The sequence below is a fragment of the Priestia sp. 179-F W1.4 NHS genome (genome assembly GCF_045369295.1).
In the GTDB taxonomy this organism is placed as follows: domain Bacteria; phylum Bacillota; class Bacilli; order Bacillales; family Bacillaceae_H; genus Priestia; species Priestia zanthoxyli.
In genome coordinates this window covers 680,601-705,975 of record NZ_JBIQFF010000001.1, presented here as the reverse complement: position 1 = coordinate 705,975, position 25,375 = coordinate 680,601, and the positions used below count along the sequence as shown (strand labels likewise).

Sequence of the window (25,375 nt, the reverse complement as noted above, 5' to 3'; positions counted from 1 at the left end):
AGCTACACCCCTCCTAATATGCGGATCATCGCGCGCATCGCTTCTATCATTTGTTCAAATATGATTTGCATCATATAAAACATGCTCCCCATCACTACAATTAGTAAAATAAAAGCAACGATGATTTTCACCGGAAATCCAACTACGAAAATATTTAACTGCGGAACCGTTCTCGCGACGATGCCAAGCGCGATATCGACTAAAAATAATGAACCAACCAAAGGCAAAGACATTTGAACGGCTACTAAAAACATCGATGAAAAAACAGTTATGATGTGTGTAGCAAATGCTTGGCTTCCCACAGGGAAAGCTACTTTGTCTAACGGAATAATTAAATAACTATTATAAATGCCATCTATTAATAAATGATGCCCATTGGTCGATAATAAAAATAGAAGAGCAAATACATATAAATATTGACCTAGTATCGGACTTTGCGCCCCTGTCTGCGGGTCTATTACATTGGCAATGGCAAACCCAATTTGAAAATCGATGAGACCTCCGGCGATTTGAATAGCCATAATAAATACATACGCAGTCAAACCAATAAACAACCCAACAGCACATTCTTTTACTACTAAAAGTACAAACTGTGCATCTAACGAAACGACGGGTAAATCAATCGTTGTCGCAATAATGACGGATAGCGAGGCAGACAAACCTACCTTATGAACTGCGGGAATCGTTTTGTATGAAAATAGCGGAACAGTGATGAAAAAAGACGTTACCCGCACTAGTACTAGTAAAAACGCGGGATAGGATAAGATCAACTGACTCATAGCTATCCTACGTACCGATACAGATTTGCAAAAATTTCATATGTAAATGAAATCATTTTCGATAACATCCACGGACCAAAAAATACAATCCCTACTAAGACCGCTACAATCTTAGGAACAAAAGCAAGAGTTTGCTCTTGAATTTGGGTAGTTGCTTGAAAAATACTAATAATGAGCCCAACTACAAGGGCCAGCAGTAATAGAGGACCAGATACAATTAAAATCGTATACACGCCTTTTTCTGCTAACGAAATGACAAATTCTCCATTCATTGTCTATCACCTATTGAAAACTTATTAATAATGATTTAACAACTAAATTCCAGCCGTCAACCAGTACAAATAGTAAAATTTTAAATGGGAGCGAAATCATAACGGGAGGAAGCATCATCATTCCCATAGACATCAGCACGCTTGCTATAATCATATCGATAATGAGAAAAGGAATAAAAATCATAAATCCAATTTGAAATGCCGTCTTTAGCTCACTGATCGCATAAGCTGGAACGAGCGCAGTTAAGGGAATATCTTGAACAGAGGATGGTTTATCTATATCCGCATATTCTAAAAAAAGAGCTAAATCTTTTTGTCTTGTATGAGCACTCATAAATTCTTTCATTGGTTCAGCTGCTTTTTTATAGGCTTGATTCAACGTGATTTTTTCTTTTAAAAGCGGCTGAAGCGCCTGTTCATTTACCTGAGAAAAAGTTGGTGCCATAATAAAAAATGTTAAAAACAGCGATAAACCAACTAATACTTGATTAGGAGGCATTTGCTGTGTCCCAAGCGACGTACGTACAAATGAAAGCACAATGACAATTCGTGTAAAGCAGGTCATCATGATTAAAATCCCAGGAGCTACTGAAAACACCGTCAGCAGCAACAAAAGCTGGACAGAAGTTGAAATATTTGTAGGACTGCTCGAGTTAAAGAGATTCATAACTTCATTCATCGTTCTTTTTGTTCCTTTCTAACTCTTTCAGTGCGTTTTGTCTTTTTATTTTCATTTCATTCATTTCTCGCTGAAAAAGCTGCTGAAAAGAATGACTAGATTTCTCTTCTTTTTTAGAAGTGAATTTTTCTAAAAAAGACGGTAGTACGACTTTATATTCGCCCTCGTTTTTCTGTTGTTCCTCATACTGCGTAAGCAGCTGCTGTTTCTCTTGCCCTGTAATTTCTGAAAGAAGCTGCACATTTTCACCGACTCCAATAACAAAAAGCTGATTTCCAACTTTGACTACTTGTACAGACTTGCTGCTTCCAACATTTGTACCACCCAAGTTTTGTACGACTTTATTTTTTTGTAGCAGCCTTCCTTTTTTATTTACAAATTTTAAGAGCGCAAAAAGCAGCCCAATTACAAGTAAAAACGCGAATATCATCTTCACGATATCTCCAGCTGAAAGCGCAGGCGTCGCCTGGAGTTCAGTTTTTTCTTTTGAATCAGTACTCTCACTCTCTGAACACTTCTCCGTTTTCTCCAAACATTCTTTTACCGATGCAGATCCACTTTCTGCATAGACGATTTGATTTGATCCTGCTAATACGCTTATTAACAGCGCAACAATTACGAACTTTCGCAGCAATGTCTGCCACCTCTTACTTCAACATAGTGTAAGATTAGCGGGAAAGTCCCGCCAATCTGTTGTTTATCCAATTGCTTTTGAAATTGCCTCTAATACACGATCTGCTTGAAACGGCTTAACGATAAAATCTTTTGCCCCTGCTTGAATGGCATCAATCACCATTGCCTGCTGTCCCATCGCTGAACACATGATCACCTTGGCATCACTTTTTATGTTTTTAATTTCTTTTAAGGCCGTAATTCCATCCATTTCAGGCATCGTAATATCCATTGTGACAAGATCTGGTGTATGCTCTTTAAATAACTCTACAGCCTGCTGGCCGTCTGCCGCTTCGGCTACTACTTCATATCCATTTTTCGTTAAAATATCTTTAATCATCATGCGCATGAATGCAGCATCATCTACAATTAAAATTCGGTTTCCCATCTCTACTCCTCCTAAAAATCATTACTTTAGTTTGTTAATACGGTCTCTTTGACTAATAATATCAGTTACGCGAACGCCAAAATTCTCGTCAATGACGACCACTTCACCTTTTGCAATTAATTTGCTATTAATCAAGATATCTACCGGTTCGCCTGCTAGTTTATCAAGTTCAATGATTGCACCAGAAGATAATGCTAAAATCTCTTGAACCGTTCGCTTAGTCCTTCCAAGCTCCACGGTAACTTGAAGCGGGATATCAAGCAGCATGTCTAAATTTCGTGAATCCCCTTGAGGAGAAGACACGTGCTCGAACTCTGAAAACGATGCGGGCTGAACATCAACTGGTACATGAACAGGTTCTGCCTGCTGTGTTTCTTCATGCTGTATGTATTCAGCTGCTGGCTGTTCTGTTTGCTTTTCATTAAGACCTGATTCTTTTTCAATAGAAGCTTCCGTACCTTCTGCGCTTGGAACTAAGAGCTCTTCCACCAAACTTTTGGCAAAAGATATCGATAACAGCTGCATAATATTGGAATCGATTAATGTGCCTACCTTCAAATTAAAAGAGACTTTTACAAAGACGTCATCTTGGGGAATCAGCTCTGTACCTTCTCCTTTTTGAATATTTAAAATATCTAAGCTCGGCGGAGAGATATCAATTTTCTTTTGAAATACCGTAGACATAGACGTCGCTGCAGAACCCATCATTTGATTCATCGCTTCCTGCACTGCACTCAGCTTAATTTCATCCATGATTTCCGTCGGATTCTCTCCCGTTCCACCAAGCATCAAATCTGAAATAACAGCTGCATCTTCATGTTTAATAACTAACAAATTCGTACCAGAAAAGCCTTCTGTGTACTGAACTTGCACAGCAACATGAGGATTTGGAAATTCATCCGTCAGCTCTTCTTTATACACGAGCGATACAAACGGTGTGGTAATATCGACTTTTTGATTCAATAAAGCCGATAACGCTGTTGCTGAACTGCCAAACGAAATATTTCCAATTTCGCCAAGCGCGTCTTTTTCCATTTCCGTAAAGTAATCGTCTACTTGACTTGACTTATTCGGCTCTGAAAACTCGTCAAGTGAAGAAGTTCCTTTTAACAACGCATCAATTTCATCTTGCGAAAGCATGTCATCGTTCATTCCTTTCGTTCCTCCTCTTAACATCATCTAGAATTTGCACAGCGACTTTCCGACTGACTTTTCCAGGCTGTGCAATAAATTTAGGTTGTTCTCCGACGTAAATAGTTAACGGATTATGAACGCTTGTTTGCAGTCGAATAACATCTCCCGCATCTAATGCTAGGAAATCTTCAATGGAAATATCCGCTTTTCCTAGCTCGGCTAAAACCTGCAATTCCGCATCATTAATTTGTTCCTTTAGCTGCTCAACCTCTTGTACGTTAGGTTCTTTTTTCGAAGATTGCATCCAGTAATGAACGGACAGTTTGGACACAATCGGCTCAAGCGTCACGTGCGGAATACATAGATTGATCATGCCCGTTTCATCTCCAATTTGTACGTTTAATGAAATGACGATGACAATTTCATTTGGTGAAATTACCTGCAAAAACTGAGGATTCACTTCAAACTCTGATGTTTCAGGTTCAATTTCCGCAATAGAACTCCAAGCTTCTCTCATACTGTCTAACGTTTTCTCTAACAAGTTTCGAACCAAGCTCGTTTCAATCTCCGTTAAGTTACTAATTTTCCCACTGCTCTCGCCTTGTCCCCCGAGCAAGCGGTCAAGCATCGCATAGGCAATGTTCGGATTGACTTCCATAATGATATGCCCTTCTAAAGGAGGGACAGCTATCACATTTAAGATGGTTACTTTCGGAACAGAGCGAATGAACTCCTCATACGGAATTTGATCCACTGATACAACGGACACTTGTACAACGTTACGAAGCTGTGCCGAAAAGACGTTGATGAGCATGCGCGCATAATTTTCATGAATTCGCGTCAAACTGCGAATCTGATCTTTTGAAAAACGCAGCGCGCGTTTAAAATCATATGTACGAATACGCTGTTTTTTATTTTCCTTTTTTAGCTCATCCGCATCCATCTCTCCGGTTGATAACGCGGATAATAGGGCATCAATTTCATTTTGTGATAATACATCCCCAGCCACTAGCTTCCCTCCCTTTTTCTTTACTGCAACACTTTAGACGTTGTATAAATTTTAACAACATGTCCGTTTTCCATTAATTGATCAATTTGCTTTGCAATATCTGTTTCTAACGTACTGAGCCCTTGCGTTCCTTCAAAATCTTGAGCACTCATATCGGAGAGCCGTTTGATAATAATGTCTCTTACTTGAAAGTCTCTTTTTTGAAGCTCTGCTGCCGCTTTTTTACTATCCATTTGAATTTTAAAGGAGATGCTGATGTAGTTATTGCTTTTTAAATTGGTTTTGATATCCGTTACATCCACAGAAGCTTTAATCACATCGTCGATAGATGGACCTTTTTCGGTACTTGCCTGCTCCGTATACTTTAACGTCACAATAACCGCAATGCTTCCTATTAAAGTAAGAGAAAGCAGGATAATAATCATCTTACTAATTAGCTTATTTTTGAACACACTTTATTCCTCCGTCGTTTGCTGCAACCCTAATACGTTAATTCGCTGATAATAACTCGTCACTTTCTCATTCACTTCTTCAACTGAATCCTTTACCACTAGCTTTTTGTTATTTGTTAGCGTAATAGTTGTATCTGGAAATGCCTCAACCTGCTCGATGTAAAGAGCATTTAACGTAAATGTTTTGCCGTTTAGCCTCGTTAAAGTGATCATAATCAACCGGAGTAATACCTACTCCTTCCTCCCGCCTATCGTTTTAGATTCACTAATTCTTGCAGTATTTCATCGGATGTTGTGATAATTCTTGTATTCGCTTGAAATCCGCGCTGTGCAACAATCATGTCCGTGAATTCCTCGGATAAATCAACGTTGGACATTTCAAGGGCGCTTGAGACGAAGGTTCCTGTACCGTTGGCTCCTGGAGCTCCTAGCAAAGGATTTCCTGAGTTTACGCTTTGAGTAAATAAATTTCCTCCTGCCTTTTGGAGTCCTTCATTATTTGCAAATTTAGCAAGTTCAATTGTTGGTGTATTTGGAGTTATATTTCCGTTAGCATCTATGATATTAACCTTCCCATTTGCTCCTATACTGTAGCTCTTACTTGTTGAAGGAATATTAATATTCCCTCCTCCAGTTTTTTGTACATACAGTCCATCACCCGTTACCAAATTACCGCTGCTATCCAAATAAAAATTACCTGCTCTTGTGTAATAATTTGTGTTTCCATCATTTACAACAAAATACCCATCCCCAGAAATAGCCAAATCAAGCGGACGTCCCGTTGACTGAATGCTTCCTGCCGTTTGAACTGTATCAATCGTGCCAATTTGTGAACCTAACCCAACTTGTTTAGCGTTAACACCTCCACGGTTAGCTCCCGGTGCCGTCGCTCCTGCTACCTGCTGACTTACTAAATCTTGAAACGTTGTACGTCCTTTTTTATAGCCGTATGTATTAACATTGGCAATGTTATTTCCTAGGACATCTAATTTAGTTTGAAAATTTTTCATGCCGCTGATTCCTGAATACATCGAACGTAACATAAAATCACTCCTTAAATTTGGTTGGTTAACTGCTTACTTCTAAGATATCGTTTAGCGAAAGTACCGTATGATTTTCATCGTTGATCGTAAACGATACCTCATTGTTTTTGACGGATGCTGTTGAAATGACTCCTTGCTTTTTATTTCCTTCTTCATCTAACCATGCAGCGGTTTTACCAATTAATTCGCTTCCTTTTAAAATAGGAGAAGCCTGAGACTGCGTTACAAACGTATTGAGCGATGTGCTCATATTTGTCATTTGTTCAAGAGATGAAAACTGAGCCATTTGAGCAATAAAGTCTTTGTCTTCCATTGGATTCATTGGATCTTGATTTTGAAGCTGAGCAATCAAAAGCTTCAAAAAGTCATCTTTGCCAAGCGAGCTGTTTCCCGTTTGCTTCACTTGTGTTTCCCTATTACTTAGATACAAGTCAGACGTAATTTCATTTGTCATTGTTATCACCTATACGTTGTAGTTAATAAGCGCTGCTTCAAAAGAAGACAAAAATGAAGCCCCTTCTTCCAAGTGTTGTGAATCTTGATCTTCCTCTTCGTTTCTAAACAGCTCTTTTTCCTGTCTTTCTTTTTGCTGATCGTTTTCATTGTTATACGACATCGCTTGTTCTGACAGCAGCACATCGATTTTATCAATTGATACATGCTGAGACGCGAGACCGTGCCGCAAAGTTGAAAGATTGGAGTCCAATAACTCTTTTGTTTTTACTGACGATACGACAATTCGCGCAACCGTTTCGCTGTCTTTCTGAAGCATTTCAATTGAAATCGCACCTAGCTGTTTGGGAAATAACTTAATGAGAAGCTTGGATGTTCCCTCTTCGGCACTAAACGAAGCTTTACTCCATACTTTCTCAAGCTCGTTTACCAAATTGCTAGACTGCTGATAGTCAGATTTTGCTTGCCCTAGATAAATAGAGAACTGCTGAAGCTTAGGCATTTCTCCACTTCCAAAGGATGATGGCTGATTCTCTACTGGCGCCCCGGTTGTGTGTGTACCTGCCGGACTTTCGCTATTTTCCAAAAAGCTATTGGTATCTATACTTCCGTTGGGTACAACCACATCTTTTTTCCATGGAAGCTGATTAAAAAACGGTACTTTTTCTTCTTTAGGAAAAGCAGTCATATTTTTCACAGAACTTTCTGAAGCTGTATGAACAGCGTCCACATCCCCTTGTTCAACCGATACATGCTGAGACCCGAGAGCTTGCCGTAATCTGAAAAGATTGGCATCTAACAGCTCTTTTGTTTTCGCTGACATTACCACAACCTGCGCAATCGTTTCATCGTCTTGTTGAAGTACTTCAATTGATATTGTGCCTAGCTGATTTGGAAATAGCTGAATGGAAAGCTTGGACGCCCCCTCTTCAGATCCAACTGAAGCTTTACTCCATATTTTTTGCAGCTCGTTTACCAGATCGCTAGACTGTTCATAATCTGATTTCGCTTTCCCTAAATCAATAGAAAACTGCGGCCTTTTTTCTTCTTTACCAAAAGCAGTCATATCTGTTACTGAACTTTTTGGAGCTGCTTGAACAGTAGCCACATCCACTTCATCAACGGATACATGCTGAGACGTGAGAGCTTGTCGTAAACTGAAAAGGTTGGCATTTAACAGCTCTTTTGTTTTCGCTGACGATACAGCTACTTGTGCAACCGTTTCATTGTCTTGTTGAAACACTTCAATTGAAATCGGCCCTAGCTGCTTTGGAAATAACTGAATGGAAAGCTTGGATGCTCCTTCTTCAATACTGATGGAAGCTTCACTCCATATTTTTTCCAGATTATTCACCAAATCCCTAGACTGCTGATAGTCTGATTTTACTTGGCTTAAATCAATAGAAAACTGCGGCTCTTTTTCTTCTTTACCAAAAGCATTCATCTCTGTTACAGAACTTTCTGGAGCTGCTTGAACGCCCGCCGCATCCACTTGATCAACCGCTACGCGTTGAGACGCAAGAGCTTGTCGTAAACTGAAAAGGTTGGAATTTAACAGCTCTTTTGTTTTCGCTGACGTTACCACAACCTGCGCAATTGTTTCATTGTCTTGTTGAAGCACTTCAATCGAAATCGTCCCTAGCTGCTTTGGAAACAATTTAATGGAAAGCTTAGATGCTCCTTCTTCAGTACTGATCGAAGCTTTACTCCATATTTTTTGCAGCTCATTTACCAGATTGTCAGACTGTTGATGATCAGAGTTTGCTTGCCCTAGATCAATAGAAAACTCTTGGATCTTAAGCATTTCTCCAGCTCCAAAAGCTGATGGGTTATTTTTTAACGTCACCCCGGCTGTTTTAGCAGTGAAAGAACTTTCACTATCTATACTTGGGTTACCTAAAACCACATCTTTTTTCCATGGAAGCTGATTAAATAGCGGCCCTTTTTCTTCTTTACGAACAGCGCTCATATCTTTTAGCGAATTTTTTGAAGTTGAATGAACAACGGCGAAAAAATCAGCTGAGCGCTTTTCATGTAAGGTATCGGTTAATACACGTGGTTGTTTATGAATTTTCTCTATTTTTTCAACAGCAGCTTTCTCCAAGCCTTGAAGCTGCGTATCTGAAAGCTTCACTGACTGTAGCTGCGGTTTTTGTAGTTCTTCCATCAGCTCAGCGAATTCTGTTTGAAACGCAGACGACGTGTTTTTACATATAGTCAACAAGCTAGAAATAGAAGACAAATATTGTTCTTGACTGTCTGTTTTAGATGAAACAGGTTCCTGCTGCATTTCTGTTAACACGTGCTGCAGCTTTAGAAGCGGCTGTTCCAAATCTAGACTACTTGGAATACTACTGATCATTTCGGCTAGATGTTCGTATAAGACAGACGGTTCATCTCCTTCATCTCCTTCATATTCTGCTTCGCTTAACTGAATCGCAATTAACCCGACCGCGTTAAAGACGTCTTGATTTATCGCTTGTTCATTCAATGATTTCTCCCGGCTCGCTAAAGGTTGCGCATTTAGCTGCTGAAGCTGTTGAACGATTTCTTCAAAAAAACCCTGAGTCTGAATAACAGCCGCTTTTTCATCGCAGTTTACCTTTGATGCAGCTGCTGGACGTAGTGAAATTTCCACTGTTTTCACCTCTGCTTTTATTCATCAATCTGATCTGTTAACAATGTCGTATAGCGTGCAGCTACTTTCGGATCCATTTTTTCTAAGATTGCCGTTCTTGTACTTGCTTTGAACTGCTTAAGCATCGCGACCGCTTTGTCTTCTTTTAATTCGGCAAAAATGAGCGCTGCATTTTTAGGAGACATGTTTTCATAGGTAGCAATGACATCTTTTTTCGCCAGCTGATTGTTCTTTTGTTTTTTCGCTTCGTCATCGGCTTTTTCTTCCATATCACGCATTTCAATTTTTAGTTCATCCATTTGACGATCTTTTGTACTGATCGTTTTCTCATAGGCTGAAATTTGCTTTTCTTTCGTGCTCAGCTTCTTTTGAAGGCTCTCAACCTGCTTTTGTATTTCTTCATTGCTTTCTTGAATATTTTCATTTTTTTGTGACTGCTCACTTGATACAAATGGAATAGCGTGTGTAACAGCAGAAACCTTATCATTTATATTGACGCCTAAAAGTGTCAGGACAATGTAAGCTGCCAAGATGAGGAACACCGCTGGAATAAAGATTAAAAATAAAAACACCTGGCTTTTACTGTAAGATTTCCCATCTTCATAGTTTTCTTCTTCGTACTCTTCTCTTAATTCTTTTCGTTTAGCCATGTTTTTCACCTAATTTCTATGCAGCATGTACTGCTGTAAAGACAGCTCATCCATTTGCTTCGCTTCTAATTGTTTTTCCGCTGTTATATAAGAATCGTAGTCTTTCTTTTTTAATTTTTCATACTTCTTTACTTCTATATTCTTTTCTTCTAGCTTCAGTTTCTTTAAGTTCATTTGCTGTCTGGCAAACATGACCTCTTGTTGCAGCCTTTCAATCACTCGTTCGGCACTTGTTAAAAACTGCTGAAATGATGTAATTTCTAAAATAGAAAGCCCCTGCTTCATTTTGCCCGTATGCTGTTCAATCAGCGTTTCTTTTTCTTTTAACTTTTTATAAAGCTTTTCACCCGCTGTTTCAAACTGCTGTAAGGACTGATTATATTGAGATAGCAGTTCATCTTTTTCATTTGACTCAATTGCCATTATTTTAGATAACCTAAATTCATATGCCATATTTACTCACCTTTCACAAACAGTTCACAGAGCTTTGTTACACTTGTTTCAAACGATGGATGTTCGTTCGTTTTTTGCTTTAAAAACGCCTCAATGACAGGATGATAGTGGATTGCCTCATCAATGTAAGCAGAAGATCCTCTTTTGTAGGCACCTATGTTAATTAAGTCTTCAGAATTAGCGTAGGTAGCCATTAATGAACGCAGTTTTTCAGCTGCTTCTTTATGCCGTTCACTTACGATATGGTTCATCACGCGACTAACGCTTTTTAAGACATTGATGGCCGGATATTGACCTTTATTGGCAAGCTCCCTGTCTAGTACAATATGTCCGTCTATAATGCCTCGCACCGTATCCGAAATAGGTTCGTTCATATCATCACCGTCTACTAATACAGTGTAAAAAGCGGTAATAGATCCATGTTGATTAGTCCCTGTACGTTCAAGCAGCCTTGGCAAGCTAGCAAAAACAGATGGTGTATAACCTTTGGTAGTCGGAGGTTCACCTACGGCTAATCCAATTTCTCTCTGAGCCATTGCTACACGGGTAACAGAATCCATCATCATCATGACGCTCAGCCCCTCATCTCGAAAGTATTCAGCAATAGAAGTAGCTGTATATGCTGCTTTCATTCGAAGTAGAGCAGGCTGATCCGAGGTAGCAACTACTACAACGGAGCGCTTTAACCCTTCCTCTCCAAGATCTCGTTCAATAAATTCTCTAACTTCTCTTCCTCGCTCGCCTACAAGGGCAATGACATTGATATCTGCTTTTGTATTACGAGCAATCATCCCAAGCAGCGTACTTTTCCCAACACCGCTTCCTGCAAAAATACCTATGCGCTGCCCTCGGCCTACGGTTAACAAACTATCAATCGTCCGTACACCTACTTCAATAGGCTGTTCAATAGGCGGGCGCTCTAAAGGATTAGGGGGGTCTTGATCGGTTAAAACAAAAGGCAAATAATGAGAAAGTTCAGACCCATCTAAAGGGTTGCCTAACGAATCAAGCACTTGACCTATTAACTCTTTCCCCACGCTTACCTGCAGAGGTTTTTCTGTTGTTTCCACTAGGCAGCCAGGTCCGATATATCGAACAGACGTATAAGGCATTAAAACGACGTGCTCACCGTTAAAACCAACAACTTCTGCACGAATTTTTTCTCCTCGTTCACTGAGATGAATAAAACAAACATCTCCTATTGACGTTCTAGGTCCTTTAGATTCAATCATCATTCCTACTACTCGGCTGACTTTCCCGTACCGTTTAAAAGAAGATGTGCGCGGGATTTCATGAATGAGTTGTGTGACTTTCATGTTTACTCCCCTCTAACAAACGTTCTTTTAATTTTTTCTTCATTTCCATTAACTGACTATCAAAAGAAGCAACAAGACGCCCATAAGAGGAATCGATGACACAATCCATTTCCTGAAGATTTTCATCTGCATAAATAAACAGCCCGGTTTCTCCGTTTAATAAATCGAACAGTTCTCGTTTATGTTCACATACATATGCATATTTTTTGGGAGAAACAAAAAGCTGGATTTCTTTATGTTCTCTAACTTCTTTTAAAGACCTTGCAACAAGTGATAAAAATGATTCATCTCTTTGAAGCTGCTCATTTAAAAGCGTTTCTGCTAGGGTGAAACCTAATTCAAAAATGACTTCTTCAGATTGATTTATATATTCGTAGTACTGATTCTTTGTTTCGTCAACAATGTTTCGCGACATGGCTAATACATGTTCGTACTCTTGTTTCCCTTGAAGCAGCCCTTCTTCGTACCCTTCTTCATAGCCGCGTTTTTTTTCTTGTTGAAACAGCAGCACCTTCTCTTCTTCCCACTGCTTTTTCAAACGTTCAACTTCGTTTTGAGCTTGTTTGCGGTAAGCGTCTGCCTCGGCCTTTATCATTTCAGCTTCACTATGCGCTTGTTCAATAACGTGCTGTGCATTTTCTTGCTGAAGATGTTCTTCTGTCGGCTCATCTTGTATCGGAAAACCAAATGGAATGACTTGAATGTGCTTAGCATTTTCGTCTGAAAGTTTGTTCGTATAAGTTGATTTAATGATATTAGACAATAATATCGTCTCCTCCACCTCGAGCTAGTACAATTTCACCAGCATCTTCTAAACGTCTAATTGCAGCAACGATACGTGACTGGGCTTCCTCTACATCTTTCAAACGCACAGGGCCCATAAATTCCATTTCTTCTTTAAACGTTTCCACCATACGGCTAGACATATTTTTAAAAATAATAGATTTCACTTCTTCACTTGCTACTTTTAAGCTCAACAATAAATCATCATTTTCTACATCTCGTATCACACGCTGAATAGAACGGTTATCGAGCGTTACGATATCCTCAAATACAAACATTCGCTGTTTGATTTCTTCTGCTAATGCCGGATCTTGAATTTCAAGCGTATCAATAATAATTTTTTCAGTCGCTCGGTCCACTCCATTTAATACTTCAACTACTGCTTCTAAACCACCTGTTTGAGTATAGTCTTGGGTAACGGTAGCTGAAAGCTTTCTCTCTAAAATTTGCTCCACTTCATTAATGACTTCCGGAGACGTACTTCCCATCGTTGCAATCCGCCTTGCAATATCCGCTTGCCTTTCCTGAGGCAGTGATGATAAGATTTGTCCTGCCTGCGGCGGTTCTAAGTAAGATAAAATAAGGGCAATCGTCTGAGGATGCTCATGCTGAATAAAATTTAACAGCTGCATAGGATCAGCTTTTCTGGCAAAGTCAAACGGACGAACTTGCAAAGAAGAAGTTAATCGATTGATAATCATCATAGCCTGCTCTGGTCCAAGTGCTTTTTCTAACACCTGTTTCGCATAGCTTACTCCTCCTTTTTCAAGGTAGTTTTGAGCAAGCGTTATTTGTTCAAACTCATGAAGCACAGCTTCTTTTAGGGACGGCTCTACCTTTCTCACTGAAGAAATTTCAAGCGTTAGTTGCTCAATTTCATCTTCACTGAGATGTTTATAGATAGAAGCTGATACATCCGGACCGAGAGAAATCAACAAAATTGCTGCTTTTTGCTTTCCAGTTAACTCATTTTTTTGCATAGCCTTTACCATTAGCTTTCCTCCTAATCCTCACTAATCCATGTTCGTAGCAGCTTTGCAAACTCTTCCGGGTCTTGCTTCGCTAACGTTTCAAGATTGCTTTTTGTTTGCTGTTCAGCACTTAAAACAGGGGCTTTTTGTGCCGCTTCATATGCTTCAAAAGTTTCATCATACTCTTCATCATATTCGTCTTCATCTAAGTCTTGACGCCTTTTCCTAACCAACAGCACAATAAGAACAACAATAATAAGCAGCAGTGCTCCTCCGATTATATACATCCACAATGGAATCGAACTTGCTGTGCTGTCAGCTGTTTCTTGTCCATTAAACGGCTGAACGGAAACGGTAATCTTATCGCTGACCGCGTTATCCGAGAGAGCTTTCGTATTTGCATCTTTTGAAATAGAAGTACGGACAATTGTACCTAACATTTTTTGAACGTCTGACTCAAGTGTATCGGACACTTGTGATTTCCCTTTTGCATTGGAGGGATCTATCATTACTTGAATGCCAAGGTCTTGAATTTTGTATGGACTTTCAACGATTTCTTTATGAATTCGATTCACTTCATAATTAATACGTTCTTCGTTTTTTTCGTAGTCTCCGTCTCCACTTGCTGTGCTAGATGAGTAATTTGTTGTATCTTCTTCTCCTGTTCCAGCAACGCCTCCATCTTGAGCATTTTTACCAGAAAATGTTTCATTGATTTTTTCAGCGCTAACGGCAATTCCTTGCATATTATCTTTATCAACAGGCTCTACTAGCTTTTCTTCGCGATTTTCCTGTGTAAAATCAAGATCTGCTGTAACAGAGACCATTACTTTGTCTTGACCGACCAGTCTTCCTAGCATTTGCTGTACTTGACGCTGAATATCCCGCTCAACTTCTTTTTTCGCTTCGTTCTGCGAAGCAAATGAGCTAGAAGCTGAATCCGGTTCATTTCCTTTTAAATCAAAGTACTCAAAATATTGGTTCATAATGACGATATTATCTGTAGGAAGGTTTGGCACACTTTTGGATACTAAATGATAAAGAGATTTAATTTGCTGATCATCAAATTTATAACCAGCCTTTGTATTAAGCACAATCGATGCAGAGGCTTCTCCCTGCTTTTCAGTCGCCCATACACTTTCATTGGGAAGGGTAATCATCACTTTTGCATCGTTGACTCCTTGAATGTTTTTCATTAAGTTAGCCAATTCAGTTTGCATCGCATCGAGTTTTAACACATCAAATTCATTGTCTGTCATACCAAAGCTCGCATTTTTCCCAAAAAACGAATAGTCGATACTTCCGCTATCAGGAATTCCTTGTGCAGCTAAATCAACTTTTAGCGAGTCAACGCTTTGTTCAGGCACCGAAATGGTTGTTCCATTATCAGAGATTTCTGAAGGAACGCTTCTAGCATCAAGCTCTGCTTTGATTTGTCCTGTTTCTTGAGCCGATAGATTGCTATAAAGAGGGACAAATTTATCTTTGTTTAAGAAAACAGATGCTAAACTAATGACTAGAATAGCCGCAAGAGGAGCAGCGATAAGGGCTATTTTCTGTCCTTTTTTGCGGTTATTCCAAAAGACTTTCATCTTATCTCGATAAAGAGCTATTCTTTCATTCATGGTATTCCTCCGGTTATTACTATTTTCATTTTCTTTAATAACCGCTCAATTACATTTGCATTCTCATCATTTCCTGATAGGCTTCAACAGCTTTATTGCGTATTTCAAGAGCCGTTTGCATCGTAATACTTGCTTTTTGAGCAGTAATCATTACATCTTGGAGTTCGACATTTTCTCCTTTAGCAAGCTTTTCAGTCGCTATATCCGAAGCGCGTTGAGCATTGTTTAACTCATTGATTGAGTCTTTTAAAAACGTTGAAAACTGTTGAGTTGTTTGTCCAGTGCCAGTCGAAGCGGCTGTTTTTGCTATTGCTATTTGATTGCTGATACCATTAATCATTTTATCGCTCCTTTATTTTCCAATTTCTAACGTCTTTGTTAATATATTTTTGTTTGTATTAAAGACCGTCACGTTTGCTTCATAGGATCGAGTAGCACTAATTAAATCCGTCATTTCCTTTAAGGGATCTACGTTCGGCATCTGCACGTACCCTTGGTCATTCGCATCTGGATGCGTCGGATTATATACTAAATTAAAAGGAGTATTATCTTCTACGATATCTGTGACTTTTACACCATTGTTTTGACTTTTATTGATTTCGGAGTGTAAGAGAGACGAAAAAGAAGGCGAACGATCAGACTGCATGACAACCATTTTTCTTTTGTAAGGCTGCCACTCACCATTAACGTACGTCCCTCTTGTCGTTTCAGCATTCGCCATGTTAGATGAAACAACGTCCATCCTTAAACGATTGGCAGTTAAAGCTGAAGATGTAATATTCATATTTTGAAAAATAGTCAAACTTATTTCCCCCCTCTAATGACTGTTTGAAGAGAATTAAATTTTCCGTTTAAGCGATCTACTAGCGCCTCATAGTAAATTTGATTTTCAGCCATATCCGCCATCTCTTTATCCATATCCACATTGTTTCCATTTGCTTGATAGGAAGTGTTTCCTTGCTGGGTAATCACTCGCTGGGATGAATCGGAAAATGGGATATGTTTTGAATCAGTCTGATATGCTTCTAACTCGTTATGTAATAAATCTCGAAATTCACTCGTACGCGATACTGTTTTCGATTTATAATTTGGAGTATCAACGTTTGCGATATTTTGTGCAATCGTCTGCTGCTTTTGTGACGCGTAGCTAATTCCATTTTCAATTGTTTGAAAAGTAGTTGAAAACAAACTCAATTCTTACACCTGCTTACCTATTCTATTTTTCTCAAAAATGAGACAAATTTCGACTTTAGTACCATAGAACTTATTGTAAGAAAAACTTCATGCAATGTCTATCCTTTTTTAAGAACTTTTGGACTATAAACCAAAATTTTCATTCGATTTCCAAGCATATTTTAACATCAATGCTGTACTTTAGCTCTATTTTTTTAATTTAAATTCAAAATACATACCATAAGTCCTGAACAATATGTAATAAAAGTAACGATTTGTAATCAACTAGTATCTTTTTACTATTTAAAGATTCTATAATATAATTTTTAGATTTTTATATGAAGTTTGTTAAAGATTTATAAAAATAGTGAACGAATCGTCTTAATCCAGAGCGAACCTTTTCATACTGAGAGCATATAAAAAAAGCACACGGGCTTTGCCCGTGTGCTTTTTGGTTCATAAACTTAGTTAGATTTTAATTTTTCAAGCTCTACTAAGAATTTGTTGTTAAGAACTTTAATGTAAGTTCCTTTCATTCCTAGCGAACGTGATTCGATAACGCCAGCACTCTCTAATTTACGTAGCGCATTTACGATTACTGAACGTGTAATTCCAACGCGGTCAGCAATTTTACTTGCGACTAATAGTCCTTCATTTCCATTTAACTCTTCAAAGATGTGCTCAATAGCTTCTAACTCACTGTATGATAATGAGCTAATTGCCATTTGTACAACAGCTTTGCTACGCGCTTCTTCTTCAATCTCTTCTGCTTTTTCACGAAGAATTTCCATACCTACTACCGTTGCACCGTATTCAGCAAGGATTAAATCATCGTCTTCGAACTGACGGTCTAAACGAGATAGTACAAGCGTACCTAGACGCTCTCCGCCTCCGATAATTGGAACGATTGTTGTTAGTCCTGCATCAAATAAGTCTTTATTTTCAACTGGGAAAGCTGTATATTGACTTTCAATGTTTAAATTAGAAGATGTTTCTTGAATGTTAAATAGGCTTTGAGTATATTCTTCTGGGAACTGGCGTGCTTCTAACATATCTTTCATGCGCGCATTCTCAATTTGCTGTTTAACAGCGATTCCTAATAATTTACCGCGACGACTTACTACGAATACGTTTGATTCGATCACTTCGCAAAGTGTTTCAGCCATTTCTTTAAAGTTTACTGGTTTACCAGCTGCTTTTTGTAGCATTGCATTAATCTTTCTAGTTTTCCCTAATAAATCCATTAGTACTCTTCCTCCTGCGATTTCAGTTCTATAAAATAAATTGACTCAAATCTTTGTTTTTAGCGATTTTTTCTAATTTTTCTTCCACATACTGCGGAGTAATCACAATTTTCTCTAATGTTACTTCTGGTGCTTCAAACGATAAATCCTCTAGCAAACGTTCTAAAATCGTATGAAGCCTTCTTGCACCAATATTGTCTGTATCTTGATTTACCTGATATGCAATTTCTGCAATCTTACGTATAGCATCGTCAGAAAATTCAATTTGTATACCTTCAGTTTCCAATAATGCCGCATATTGCTTTAATAACGCATTATCTGGCTCTACTAAAATGTTTATAAAATCTTCAACGGTTAGCTTCGTTAATTCAACGCGAATTGGGAATCGACCTTGCAATTCTGGAATTAAATCCGACGGTTTTGATACATGGAAAGCACCAGCTGCTACAAATAAAACATGATCAGTTTTGACTGCACCATATTTGGTAACAATCGTTGATCCTTCTACAATTGGTAAAATATCTCGCTGCACGCCTTCACGTGAAACATCAGCGGAAGATGAATTACCACTTTTTTGAGCAATTTTATCAATTTCGTCAATGAAAATAATTCCGTATTGTTCTGCACGATTCACAGCTTCTTGCGTCACTTCATCCATATCAATCAATTTTTGCGCTTCTTCATTTGTTAATACTTTTCGTGCATCTTTAACAGTAAGTTTGCGCTTTTTTTGTTTTTTAGGCATAAAATTGCTTAAGGCATCCTGCATGTTCATGCCCATTTGTTCCATACCCGAACCTTGTAACATATCAAACATAGAAGGCTGTTGCTCTTCTACTTCAATTGTGACATAATGATTTTCAAGCTCTCCTAGAGCAAGCTGATGAGCAATCTGCTTGCGCTTCGTTGCAATATTCGTTTCCTCATCTTGATCAGGATCCGCATCGCTTGACTGTGTACCGTTTGAAAAAATCATTTCAAACGGATTTTTAAACGATTGCTGCTTCTTTTTGCTTGGAACAAGAAGCTCCACTATCCGCTTGTTTGCATTTTCTTCTGCACGATCACGCACGCCGTTCATTTTTTCTTCTTTCACAAGTCGAACTGACGTTTCCACTAAATCACGAACCATTGATTCCACATCGCGTCCTACATATCCAACTTCCGTAAATTTTGTTGCCTCAACCTTAATAAAAGGTGCACCGACAAGCTTAGCTAAGCGGCGTGCAATCTCGGTTTTACCCACACCTGTAGGACCAATCATTAAAATGTTTTTCGGCACAACTTCATCACGTAAAGATTCGTCTAGCAGACCGCGGCGATAGCGATTTCGCAGCGCAACAGCGACCGCTTTCTTTGCCTTCGTTTGACCAATAATATACTGATCGAGCTTTTCTACAATTTGTCGAGGTGTTAAATGAGAATTCATAAAAAAATCCCCTTTCCTACAGTTCTTCTACAATAATATGATCATTTGTATAAACACATATCTCACTTGCTACATCTAAAGCTGCTTTTGCAATTTCTTTAGCTGTTAAATGTTCGCCTGCATGTTGTTTTAATGCACGTCCCGCTGATAAAGCATAATTTCCGCCTGATCCAATTGCTAAAATGCCGTCGTCCGGTTCAATAACTTCACCCGTTCCTGATACTAACAGTAAGTTATCTTTGTTCATAACAATAAGCATTGCTTCTAACTTTCGCAATACTTTGTCACTTCTCCATTGTTTAGCAAGCTCCACGGCTGCACGCTGAAGATTTCCGTTATACTCTTCAAGCTTCGTTTCAAATAATTCAAAAAGAGTGAATGCATCAGCTACTGAACCTGCAAAGCCGGCAAGAACTTGCCCTTGAAATAGACGTCTTACTTTTCGAGCAGTATGTTTCATCACAACAGCATTTCCAAACGTTACTTGTCCGTCCCCAGACATGGCACATTGACCGTTATGCTGAACTGCAAAAATCGTAGTAGCATGGAAAGTAGACAAATTAACTCCTCCTTTTATGCGCGAGGATGGTGATTCATATAAACTGCCTTTAAACGATCCTTCGTCACATGTGTGTATATTTGAGTGGTTGATAAATGTTCATGACCTAGCATTTCTTGAACTGTACGTAAATCTGCCCCTTCATTTAACATATGAGTCGCAAAAGTATGCCGCAAAACGTGTGGACTAATATGTATATTCTCAGCGGTTTTCTTTACTAACTGATCAATGACTAAGCGTATGCCTCGGTCTGTCAACGGTGTCCCCTTATAATTTAAAAAGAGCGAATGAGTATCAGAAGGAGCCTTTTTTAAAAGAAGCTTTCTTCCATTATCTATATATACTCTAAGGGCGTCCTTGGCATAACAGCCAAATGGCACGTACCGTTGTTTTTTCCCTTTGCCATATACGAGCAAAGTTTGAAGTGAAAAATCTATATCGCTAAGCTTAATAGATGCACATTCACTCACTCGTATTCCGGTGGCATACAGCAATTCTAAGAGAGACTGATTACGCTGCCCTAACGGAGTTGTTAAGTCATTCATTTGAAATAATTTCACAATCTCCTCTTCATACAGGAAGCGAGGATTTCTCTCTTCCTTTTTAGGAAGGGTAACGAGCGCAAATGGATTATCTTCTACTAATTCTTCTCTATTTAAGTAACGATAAAACGTTCTCAAACAAGAAATTTTGCGTGACATCGATCTTTTTGAATACTGCTTTTCATATAGGCGTGTTAAAAACAGCCTTGCATCAGCATATGTAACACTTTGTAGGTTTTGTATTTGCTCTTCCTGCATAAAAGACATGAAGATACCTATGTCTTTTTCATAGCAGTCAACTGTATATTTTGAATAATTTTTCTCAATTTGTAAATATTCTAGAAAGGAATTTAATACATCTTTAACAAATTCCAATGTTATCACCTCACAAGGGCTACTAAATATTATCACAATTAAGTAGCCCTTGCAAACAATTTTGATTATTTTATTGTAAAATTCTGAATAGTTTCCAATGCTCGTTTAGCCAGCGTTTCATTTCGTTCTTGTTTGTTTTTGATTCGCACTTCCAATTCTTTGAATAAGCCAAAGTTGGCATTCATCGGCTGGAAGTTTTTGGCGTTTGTATGTGTGATATAGTGAGCCATACTGCCAATCGCTGTTTCCTGCGGCAATACAACCAATTCTTCACCAAGCACAAGTCGAGCCGCGTTCATTCCTGCCATTAATCCGCTCGCAGCTGATTCTACATATCCTTCTACTCCCGTCATTTGTCCAGCAAAGAATAAGTCGTCACGCTCGCGATATTGATACGTAGGCTTTAACAATTTAGGAGAATTAATAAACGTATTTCTATGCATAACTCCGTAGCGTACTACTTCTGCATTTTCTAAACCTGGGATTAAGCTTAATACTTCTTTTTGTGCTCCCCATTTTAAATGTGTTTGGAAACCTACAATATTATATAGTGTACCTGCTGCATCATCTTGACGAAGCTGAACAACTGCATAAGGTCGCTTTCCTGTTTTCGGATCTTCTAACCCAACTGGTTTCATTGGTCCAAAGAGCATTGTTTTTTCTCCGCGTGAAGCCATCACTTCAATCGGCATACATCCTTCAAAATAAATTTCTTTCTCAAATTCTTTTAAAGGAACCGTCTCTGCATTGATTAATGCTTCATGAAAGCGCTGGAATTCTTCTTTTGTCATCGGACAGTTTAAATAGGCAGCTTCCCCTTTGTCATAGCGAGATTTAAGATATACTTTATCCATATCAATGCTGTCTTTTTCAATAATAGGTGCAGCCGCATCGTAAAAATATAAATAATCTTCACTTGTTAACGCGCGCAGCTGTTCCGATAAATCTTTTGACGTTAGCGGACCTGTTGCAATAACAGTTGGTCCCTGTGGAATTTCCGTAATTTCTTCATTAACAACCGTTACGTTCGGATGGTTTTTAACGCTTTCCGTCACACGAGAGGCAAATTCGTGACGATCAACAGCCAGTGCTCCACCTGCTGGAACCGCACACTCGTCTGCTGAACGAATAATGACAGAGTCTAATAATCGCATTTCTTCTTTTAGCACACCCACTGCATTTGTTAATGTATTCGCACGCAGTGAATTACTACATACTAATTCAGCAAATTTGTCCGTATGATGAGCAGGTGTTTGCTTTACTGGTCTCATTTCATAAAGACGGACTTTCAAACCGCGCTTTGCGATTTGCCAAGCTGCTTCACTTCCAGCAAGACCTGCTCCAATAACATTAATTACTTGTTCATTCATTGTAAATCCTCCAACTTCATTTCTATCTTTTCTATCATTTTGCTTATTCATTCACTTGTCTTTTCCTTTTTTAACGGGACAAAGAAAATGCGACATTACTCAATGTCGCTAATAACGTTTCCATTTTAGCACATGAAGCAATGTCGCCGCATCTTATATAACTGCTATTTTTAAATTTAAAGTGTGGGAATTCATCCCATTCTCTTTTACTGCTGAGCTTCCTCTTTATAATCACAACTTGTACAGACCACTTGAGTTCCTTTTTTCTGTTTCTTCTCTACAAGCAGATTTTCACATTTCGGACATTTTCTTGCAATCGGTTTATCCCAAGATACGAAGTCACAGCCCGGGAATCGATCACAGCCATAAAATGTACGCTTTTTCTTCGATTTTCGCTCAACGATATTTCCTTCTTCACATTTCGGACACTTTACGCCAATCTCTTTTACAATTGGCTTCGTGTTGCGACAGTCAGGGAAATTAGAGCATGCCATAAATTTTCCGTAGCGTCCCATTTTGTATACCATAGGTGAACCGCATTCTTCACAGTCTTCTCCGGCAGGTTCATCTTTAATCTCCACTTCGCGCATTTCTTTTTCAGCATGTTCTAAGCGTTTTTCAAAATCACTGTAAAATTCGTCAATAACACGCACCCATTGAACATTACCATCTTCCACTTCATCCAAATCGTTTTCCATTTTAGCTGTAAACTCTACATCTAAAATTTCCGGGAAAAACTCCAATACAAGCTCTAGTACAATTTCTCCAAGTTCTGTTGGAACAAAACGCTTGTTATCGAGCGCTACGTATCCGCGCTTTTGAATCGTATCAAGTGTTGGAGCATATGTAGACGGTCGGCCAATGCCTAGCTCTTCTAATGTCTTAACTAAACGAGCTTCGGTATATCTTGGCGGCGGCTGTGTGAAATGCTGCTTTTCATCGATGTCCTTAGAATAAGCTACTTCTCCTTCTTCTAAGTCTGGAAGAAGATTTTCTTTTTCCTCCACTTGATCATCATTGCCTTCAACATACACTTTCATAAAGCCTGGAAATTTAACTTTTGAGCCGTTCGCTCTAAATGTTACGTCTCCATTTTTCAAATCTACAGCCATTGTATCCATAATGGCAGGTGCCATTTGACTAGCAACGAAGCGCTCCCATACTAACTTATACAGTCGATACTGATCACGCGATAAGAACTCTTTTACCTCTCCTGGTTTACGAAGAGCTGAAGTTGGACGAATCGCTTCGTGGGCATCTTGCGCATTTGAATTCTTCTTTTCTTTACGCTTTTCCGTTGCCACAAACTGATTTCCGTACGCGTTCGTAATGTAATCTCTAGCTTCTGTTTGAGCTGTTTCTGAAATACGAGTAGAATCGGTACGCATATACGTGATAAGACCTACTGTACCTTCTTTTCCTAAATCAATTCCTTCATATAATTGCTGCGCAATCATCATCGTTTTTTTCGCTCGGAAGTTCAGTTTCCGCGCTGCCTCTTGCTGTAATGAAGACGTGGTAAAAGAAGGAGCCGCATTACGCTTTCGCTCACGTTTTGTTACTTTAGAAATTGAAAATTCGTTTCCATCTAATTGTTTAACAATGTTGGTTACATCATCTTCATTCGATAGCTCTACTTTTTTCCCTTGATATTCGATTAACTGGCCTTCAAACTGGTCGTTCCCTTTTTGAAAAGTTGCTTTTACCGTCCAGTATTCTTCTGGGATAAACTTTGCAATTTCTTTTTCACGATCAATAATTAACCGCACTGCAATTGATTGAACCCTTCCGGCACTTAATCCTTTTTTCACTTTTTTCCACAGCAATGGACTGATATTGTAGCCAACCAGCCTGTCAAGAATACGTCGTGCTTGTTGAGCATCTACTAAATCCATATTAATTGCTCGTGGATGTTTAAAAGATTCTTTAATCGCTTCTTTTGTAATCTCGTTAAATACTACGCGGCAGTCCGATGCAATGTCTACATCCAAACTGTGCGCCAAATGCCATGCAATCGCTTCTCCTTCACGGTCTGGATCGGCTGCTAGGTAAATCTTTTTTGCTTTTTTAGCCGCTGTTTTTAGTTCTTTTAAAACCGGGCCTTTCCCGCGAATTGTAATATATTTCGGGTTGTAATCTTGTTCAATATCAATTCCCATTTGACTTTTAGGTAAATCGCGAACATGTCCCATCGATGCTTTTACTTTATATTTCTTTCCTAAATAACGTTCAATTGTTTTAGCCTTTGCAGGCGATTCTACAATTACTAGGTAGTCAGACATCTATTTGTTCCTCCTCAAGAGGTAGAATAAAATCTTCATTATTATTAAATATTTGGTTCTTGTTTGTCAAATGTCAAAAAGATAAGTCATACGATTTTCCTACGTATCTCACTAGTATTTCATACCATGCAAGAATATGACTACTTTGAAACATTCATCTTATATACATCATTTCATCTGTAATATCAGCAGCGCTTTGCACAAGTTTTGCCCCTAATTGGATTAACTTATTCGTTCCACATGATGTTTCTTCAAAAATAGAACCCGGTATGGCAAATACTTCTCTTCCTTGCTGAAGCGCCTGGTCGGCGGTAATAAAAGATCCACTTCTTTCTTTTGCTTGCACCACCAACGTGCCTCCTGTTAATCCGCTAATGATTCTGTTTCTGCGAGGGAAAAACCATTTCGTCGGCTTCATAAACGGGGCATATTCAGAAAGCAGCAAATGATGCTGCGCAATTTCTCTTGCTAAATTTTGGTTTCCTCTTGGGTAAATATTATAAAACCCTCCGCCTAAAACTGCAATCGTTTTAGCTTTTTCAGCGATAGCCAGTTCATGAGCAGCCTGGTCAATTCCTAAGGCTAGCCCACTCACAACGACAAATTCTTCATGCAGCATCGGCTTAACAATACGAGTTAAAGCTGCAGTTCCATATGAAGTAGGATTTCTTGTTCCTACAACGCTTAAGCTTGCCGGAGCGTGTAGAAGAGACAAGTTCTCCCTTGCAAATAATACCCAAGGCGGATCATAAATATGGCGCAAAAGTTCAGGATATTCATCATCTAAGATGGTGACACATCGAATATTCTCAGCGTCATATTTATCTAGAATATCTCGTATTGGAATAGTTTGCAAATCTTTTTTTATTTGATTAGCACGTTCAATCGAGAGAGTCAATAGTTTTTGAAGCTGTGATGGAGAGTACTCGTAGAGATTTTGTAATGAAGAATTCTGTTGAAGTAGCGTAAAAATTTGTTTCCAATTAACAGATGGACAATGTGCTAAATGAATTAATTTTTCCCGTAAACCAGACATTCTACAATCTCCTTTTTAAATGGACAAAATAGCCCCCGGTCAAAGGAG

28 protein-coding genes are annotated in these 25,375 nt (G+C 38.8%); all 28 read right to left on the bottom strand.

What is annotated here, in order from left to right; genetic code table 11:
• Positions 1-2: 2 nt before the first annotated feature.
• Positions 3-779 carry a flagellar biosynthetic protein FliR gene (gene fliR, locus ACH0CI_RS03630; RefSeq protein WP_028411419.1) on the bottom strand — a complete coding sequence of 259 codons (777 nt, stop codon included), beginning with the start codon at positions 777-779 and terminating at the stop codon, positions 3-5.
• Between the two features lie 2 nt (positions 780-781).
• On the bottom strand, positions 782-1,051 hold the full coding sequence (fliQ, locus tag ACH0CI_RS03625; protein WP_033579787.1) for a flagellar biosynthesis protein FliQ: 270 nt from the start codon (positions 1,049-1,051) through the stop codon (positions 782-784).
• 10 nt (positions 1,052-1,061) lie between these two features.
• The gene (gene fliP, locus ACH0CI_RS03620) at positions 1,062-1,730 is read right to left on the bottom strand and encodes a flagellar type III secretion system pore protein FliP (RefSeq protein WP_028411420.1); all 669 of its coding nucleotides are present in this window, start codon (positions 1,728-1,730) and stop codon (positions 1,062-1,064) included.
• The gene (locus tag ACH0CI_RS03615) at positions 1,723-2,364 is read right to left on the bottom strand and encodes a flagellar biosynthetic protein FliO (RefSeq protein ID WP_028411421.1); all 642 of its coding nucleotides are present in this window, start codon (positions 2,362-2,364) and stop codon (positions 1,723-1,725) included. The genes fliP and ACH0CI_RS03615 overlap by 8 nt, the downstream gene beginning before the upstream one ends.
• Before the next feature lie 63 nt (positions 2,365-2,427).
• The gene (locus tag ACH0CI_RS03610; protein ID WP_028411422.1) at positions 2,428-2,790 is read right to left on the bottom strand and encodes a response regulator; all 363 of its coding nucleotides are present in this window, start codon (positions 2,788-2,790) and stop codon (positions 2,428-2,430) included.
• 21 nt (positions 2,791-2,811) lie between these two features.
• The gene (gene fliY / locus ACH0CI_RS03605; RefSeq protein ID WP_335707561.1) at positions 2,812-3,942 is read right to left on the bottom strand and encodes a flagellar motor switch phosphatase FliY; all 1,131 of its coding nucleotides are present in this window, start codon (positions 3,940-3,942) and stop codon (positions 2,812-2,814) included.
• Positions 3,932-4,933: a flagellar motor switch protein FliM gene (gene fliM, locus ACH0CI_RS03600; RefSeq protein ID WP_335707562.1), complete on the bottom strand. Its 1,002-nt coding sequence runs from the start codon at positions 4,931-4,933 to the stop codon at positions 3,932-3,934. Before fliM ends, fliY begins: the two co-directional genes overlap by 11 nt.
• A gap of 20 nt (positions 4,934-4,953) precedes the next feature.
• Positions 4,954-5,385: a flagellar basal body-associated protein FliL gene (gene fliL / locus ACH0CI_RS03595; protein ID WP_028411424.1), complete on the bottom strand. Its 432-nt coding sequence runs from the start codon at positions 5,383-5,385 to the stop codon at positions 4,954-4,956.
• A gap of 3 nt (positions 5,386-5,388) precedes the next feature.
• Positions 5,389-5,598, bottom strand: a complete 210-nt coding sequence (locus tag ACH0CI_RS03590; protein WP_025750317.1) for a flagellar FlbD family protein — start codon at positions 5,596-5,598, stop codon at positions 5,389-5,391.
• Positions 5,599-5,633: 35 nt separating this feature from the next.
• Positions 5,634-6,428, bottom strand: coding sequence for a flagellar basal body rod protein FlgG (gene flgG / locus ACH0CI_RS03585; RefSeq protein ID WP_033579783.1), 795 nt, complete (start codon positions 6,426-6,428; stop codon positions 5,634-5,636).
• A gap of 25 nt (positions 6,429-6,453) precedes the next feature.
• A complete protein-coding gene (gene flgD / locus ACH0CI_RS03580) occupies positions 6,454-6,882 on the bottom strand; it encodes a flagellar hook assembly protein FlgD (protein ID WP_154991810.1) in 429 nt (142 codons plus the stop codon).
• A 9-nt stretch (positions 6,883-6,891) separates the two neighbouring features.
• Positions 6,892-9,519, bottom strand: a complete 2,628-nt coding sequence (locus ACH0CI_RS03575; protein ID WP_406900874.1) for a flagellar hook-length control protein FliK — start codon at positions 9,517-9,519, stop codon at positions 6,892-6,894.
• Positions 9,520-9,536: 17 nt separating this feature from the next.
• Entirely contained in the window at positions 9,537-10,169 is a 633-nt protein-coding gene (locus ACH0CI_RS03570) for a MotE family protein (RefSeq protein ID WP_033579781.1), read from the bottom strand.
• A 9-nt stretch (positions 10,170-10,178) separates the two neighbouring features.
• Entirely contained in the window at positions 10,179-10,622 is a 444-nt protein-coding gene (fliJ, locus tag ACH0CI_RS03565) for a flagellar export protein FliJ (RefSeq protein ID WP_406900873.1), read from the bottom strand.
• Positions 10,623-10,624: 2 nt separating this feature from the next.
• The gene (gene fliI, locus ACH0CI_RS03560) at positions 10,625-11,938 is read right to left on the bottom strand and encodes a flagellar protein export ATPase FliI (RefSeq protein ID WP_406900872.1); all 1,314 of its coding nucleotides are present in this window, start codon (positions 11,936-11,938) and stop codon (positions 10,625-10,627) included.
• Positions 11,913-12,701 carry a flagellar assembly protein FliH gene (gene fliH / locus ACH0CI_RS03555; protein ID WP_182029288.1) on the bottom strand — a complete coding sequence of 263 codons (789 nt, stop codon included), beginning with the start codon at positions 12,699-12,701 and terminating at the stop codon, positions 11,913-11,915. Before fliH ends, fliI begins: the two co-directional genes overlap by 26 nt.
• Positions 12,694-13,713 (bottom strand): flagellar motor switch protein FliG, encoded by a 1,020-nt coding sequence (fliG, locus tag ACH0CI_RS03550; RefSeq protein ID WP_025750326.1) that lies wholly within the window; start codon positions 13,711-13,713, stop codon positions 12,694-12,696. Before fliG ends, fliH begins: the two co-directional genes overlap by 8 nt.
• A gap of 11 nt (positions 13,714-13,724) precedes the next feature.
• Complete coding sequence (fliF, locus tag ACH0CI_RS03545; RefSeq protein ID WP_406900871.1) at positions 13,725-15,317, bottom strand: flagellar basal-body MS-ring/collar protein FliF; 1,593 nt, start codon at positions 15,315-15,317, stop codon at positions 13,725-13,727.
• A 49-nt stretch (positions 15,318-15,366) separates the two neighbouring features.
• On the bottom strand, positions 15,367-15,657 hold the full coding sequence (gene fliE, locus ACH0CI_RS03540; RefSeq protein WP_028411433.1) for a flagellar hook-basal body complex protein FliE: 291 nt from the start codon (positions 15,655-15,657) through the stop codon (positions 15,367-15,369).
• A 12-nt stretch (positions 15,658-15,669) separates the two neighbouring features.
• Positions 15,670-16,119, bottom strand: a complete 450-nt coding sequence (gene flgC / locus ACH0CI_RS03535; protein ID WP_028411434.1) for a flagellar basal body rod protein FlgC — start codon at positions 16,117-16,119, stop codon at positions 15,670-15,672.
• Positions 16,120-16,121: 2 nt separating this feature from the next.
• On the bottom strand, positions 16,122-16,511 hold the full coding sequence (flgB, locus tag ACH0CI_RS03530) for a flagellar basal body rod protein FlgB (protein ID WP_028411435.1): 390 nt from the start codon (positions 16,509-16,511) through the stop codon (positions 16,122-16,124).
• 443 nt (positions 16,512-16,954) lie between these two features.
• Positions 16,955-17,734 carry a GTP-sensing pleiotropic transcriptional regulator CodY gene (gene codY, locus ACH0CI_RS03525; RefSeq protein WP_013058882.1) on the bottom strand — a complete coding sequence of 260 codons (780 nt, stop codon included), beginning with the start codon at positions 17,732-17,734 and terminating at the stop codon, positions 16,955-16,957.
• Positions 17,735-17,762: 28 nt separating this feature from the next.
• Entirely contained in the window at positions 17,763-19,163 is a 1,401-nt protein-coding gene (gene hslU, locus ACH0CI_RS03520; RefSeq protein ID WP_013084801.1) for an ATP-dependent protease ATPase subunit HslU, read from the bottom strand.
• 16 nt (positions 19,164-19,179) lie between these two features.
• Positions 19,180-19,722 carry an ATP-dependent protease subunit HslV gene (hslV, locus tag ACH0CI_RS03515; protein WP_013058884.1) on the bottom strand — a complete coding sequence of 181 codons (543 nt, stop codon included), beginning with the start codon at positions 19,720-19,722 and terminating at the stop codon, positions 19,180-19,182.
• A gap of 14 nt (positions 19,723-19,736) precedes the next feature.
• Positions 19,737-20,639 (bottom strand): tyrosine recombinase XerC, encoded by a 903-nt coding sequence (xerC, locus tag ACH0CI_RS03510; RefSeq protein ID WP_014458427.1) that lies wholly within the window; start codon positions 20,637-20,639, stop codon positions 19,737-19,739.
• A gap of 65 nt (positions 20,640-20,704) precedes the next feature.
• Positions 20,705-22,009, bottom strand: a complete 1,305-nt coding sequence (gene trmFO, locus ACH0CI_RS03505) for an FADH(2)-oxidizing methylenetetrahydrofolate--tRNA-(uracil(54)-C(5))-methyltransferase TrmFO (RefSeq protein ID WP_335706614.1) — start codon at positions 22,007-22,009, stop codon at positions 20,705-20,707.
• Between the two features lie 206 nt (positions 22,010-22,215).
• On the bottom strand, positions 22,216-24,291 hold the full coding sequence (gene topA, locus ACH0CI_RS03500; protein ID WP_028411437.1) for a type I DNA topoisomerase: 2,076 nt from the start codon (positions 24,289-24,291) through the stop codon (positions 22,216-22,218).
• Positions 24,292-24,445: 154 nt separating this feature from the next.
• Positions 24,446-25,327: a DNA-processing protein DprA gene (dprA, locus tag ACH0CI_RS03495; protein ID WP_406900870.1), complete on the bottom strand. Its 882-nt coding sequence runs from the start codon at positions 25,325-25,327 to the stop codon at positions 24,446-24,448.
• Between the last annotated feature and the right edge of the window lie 48 nt (positions 25,328-25,375).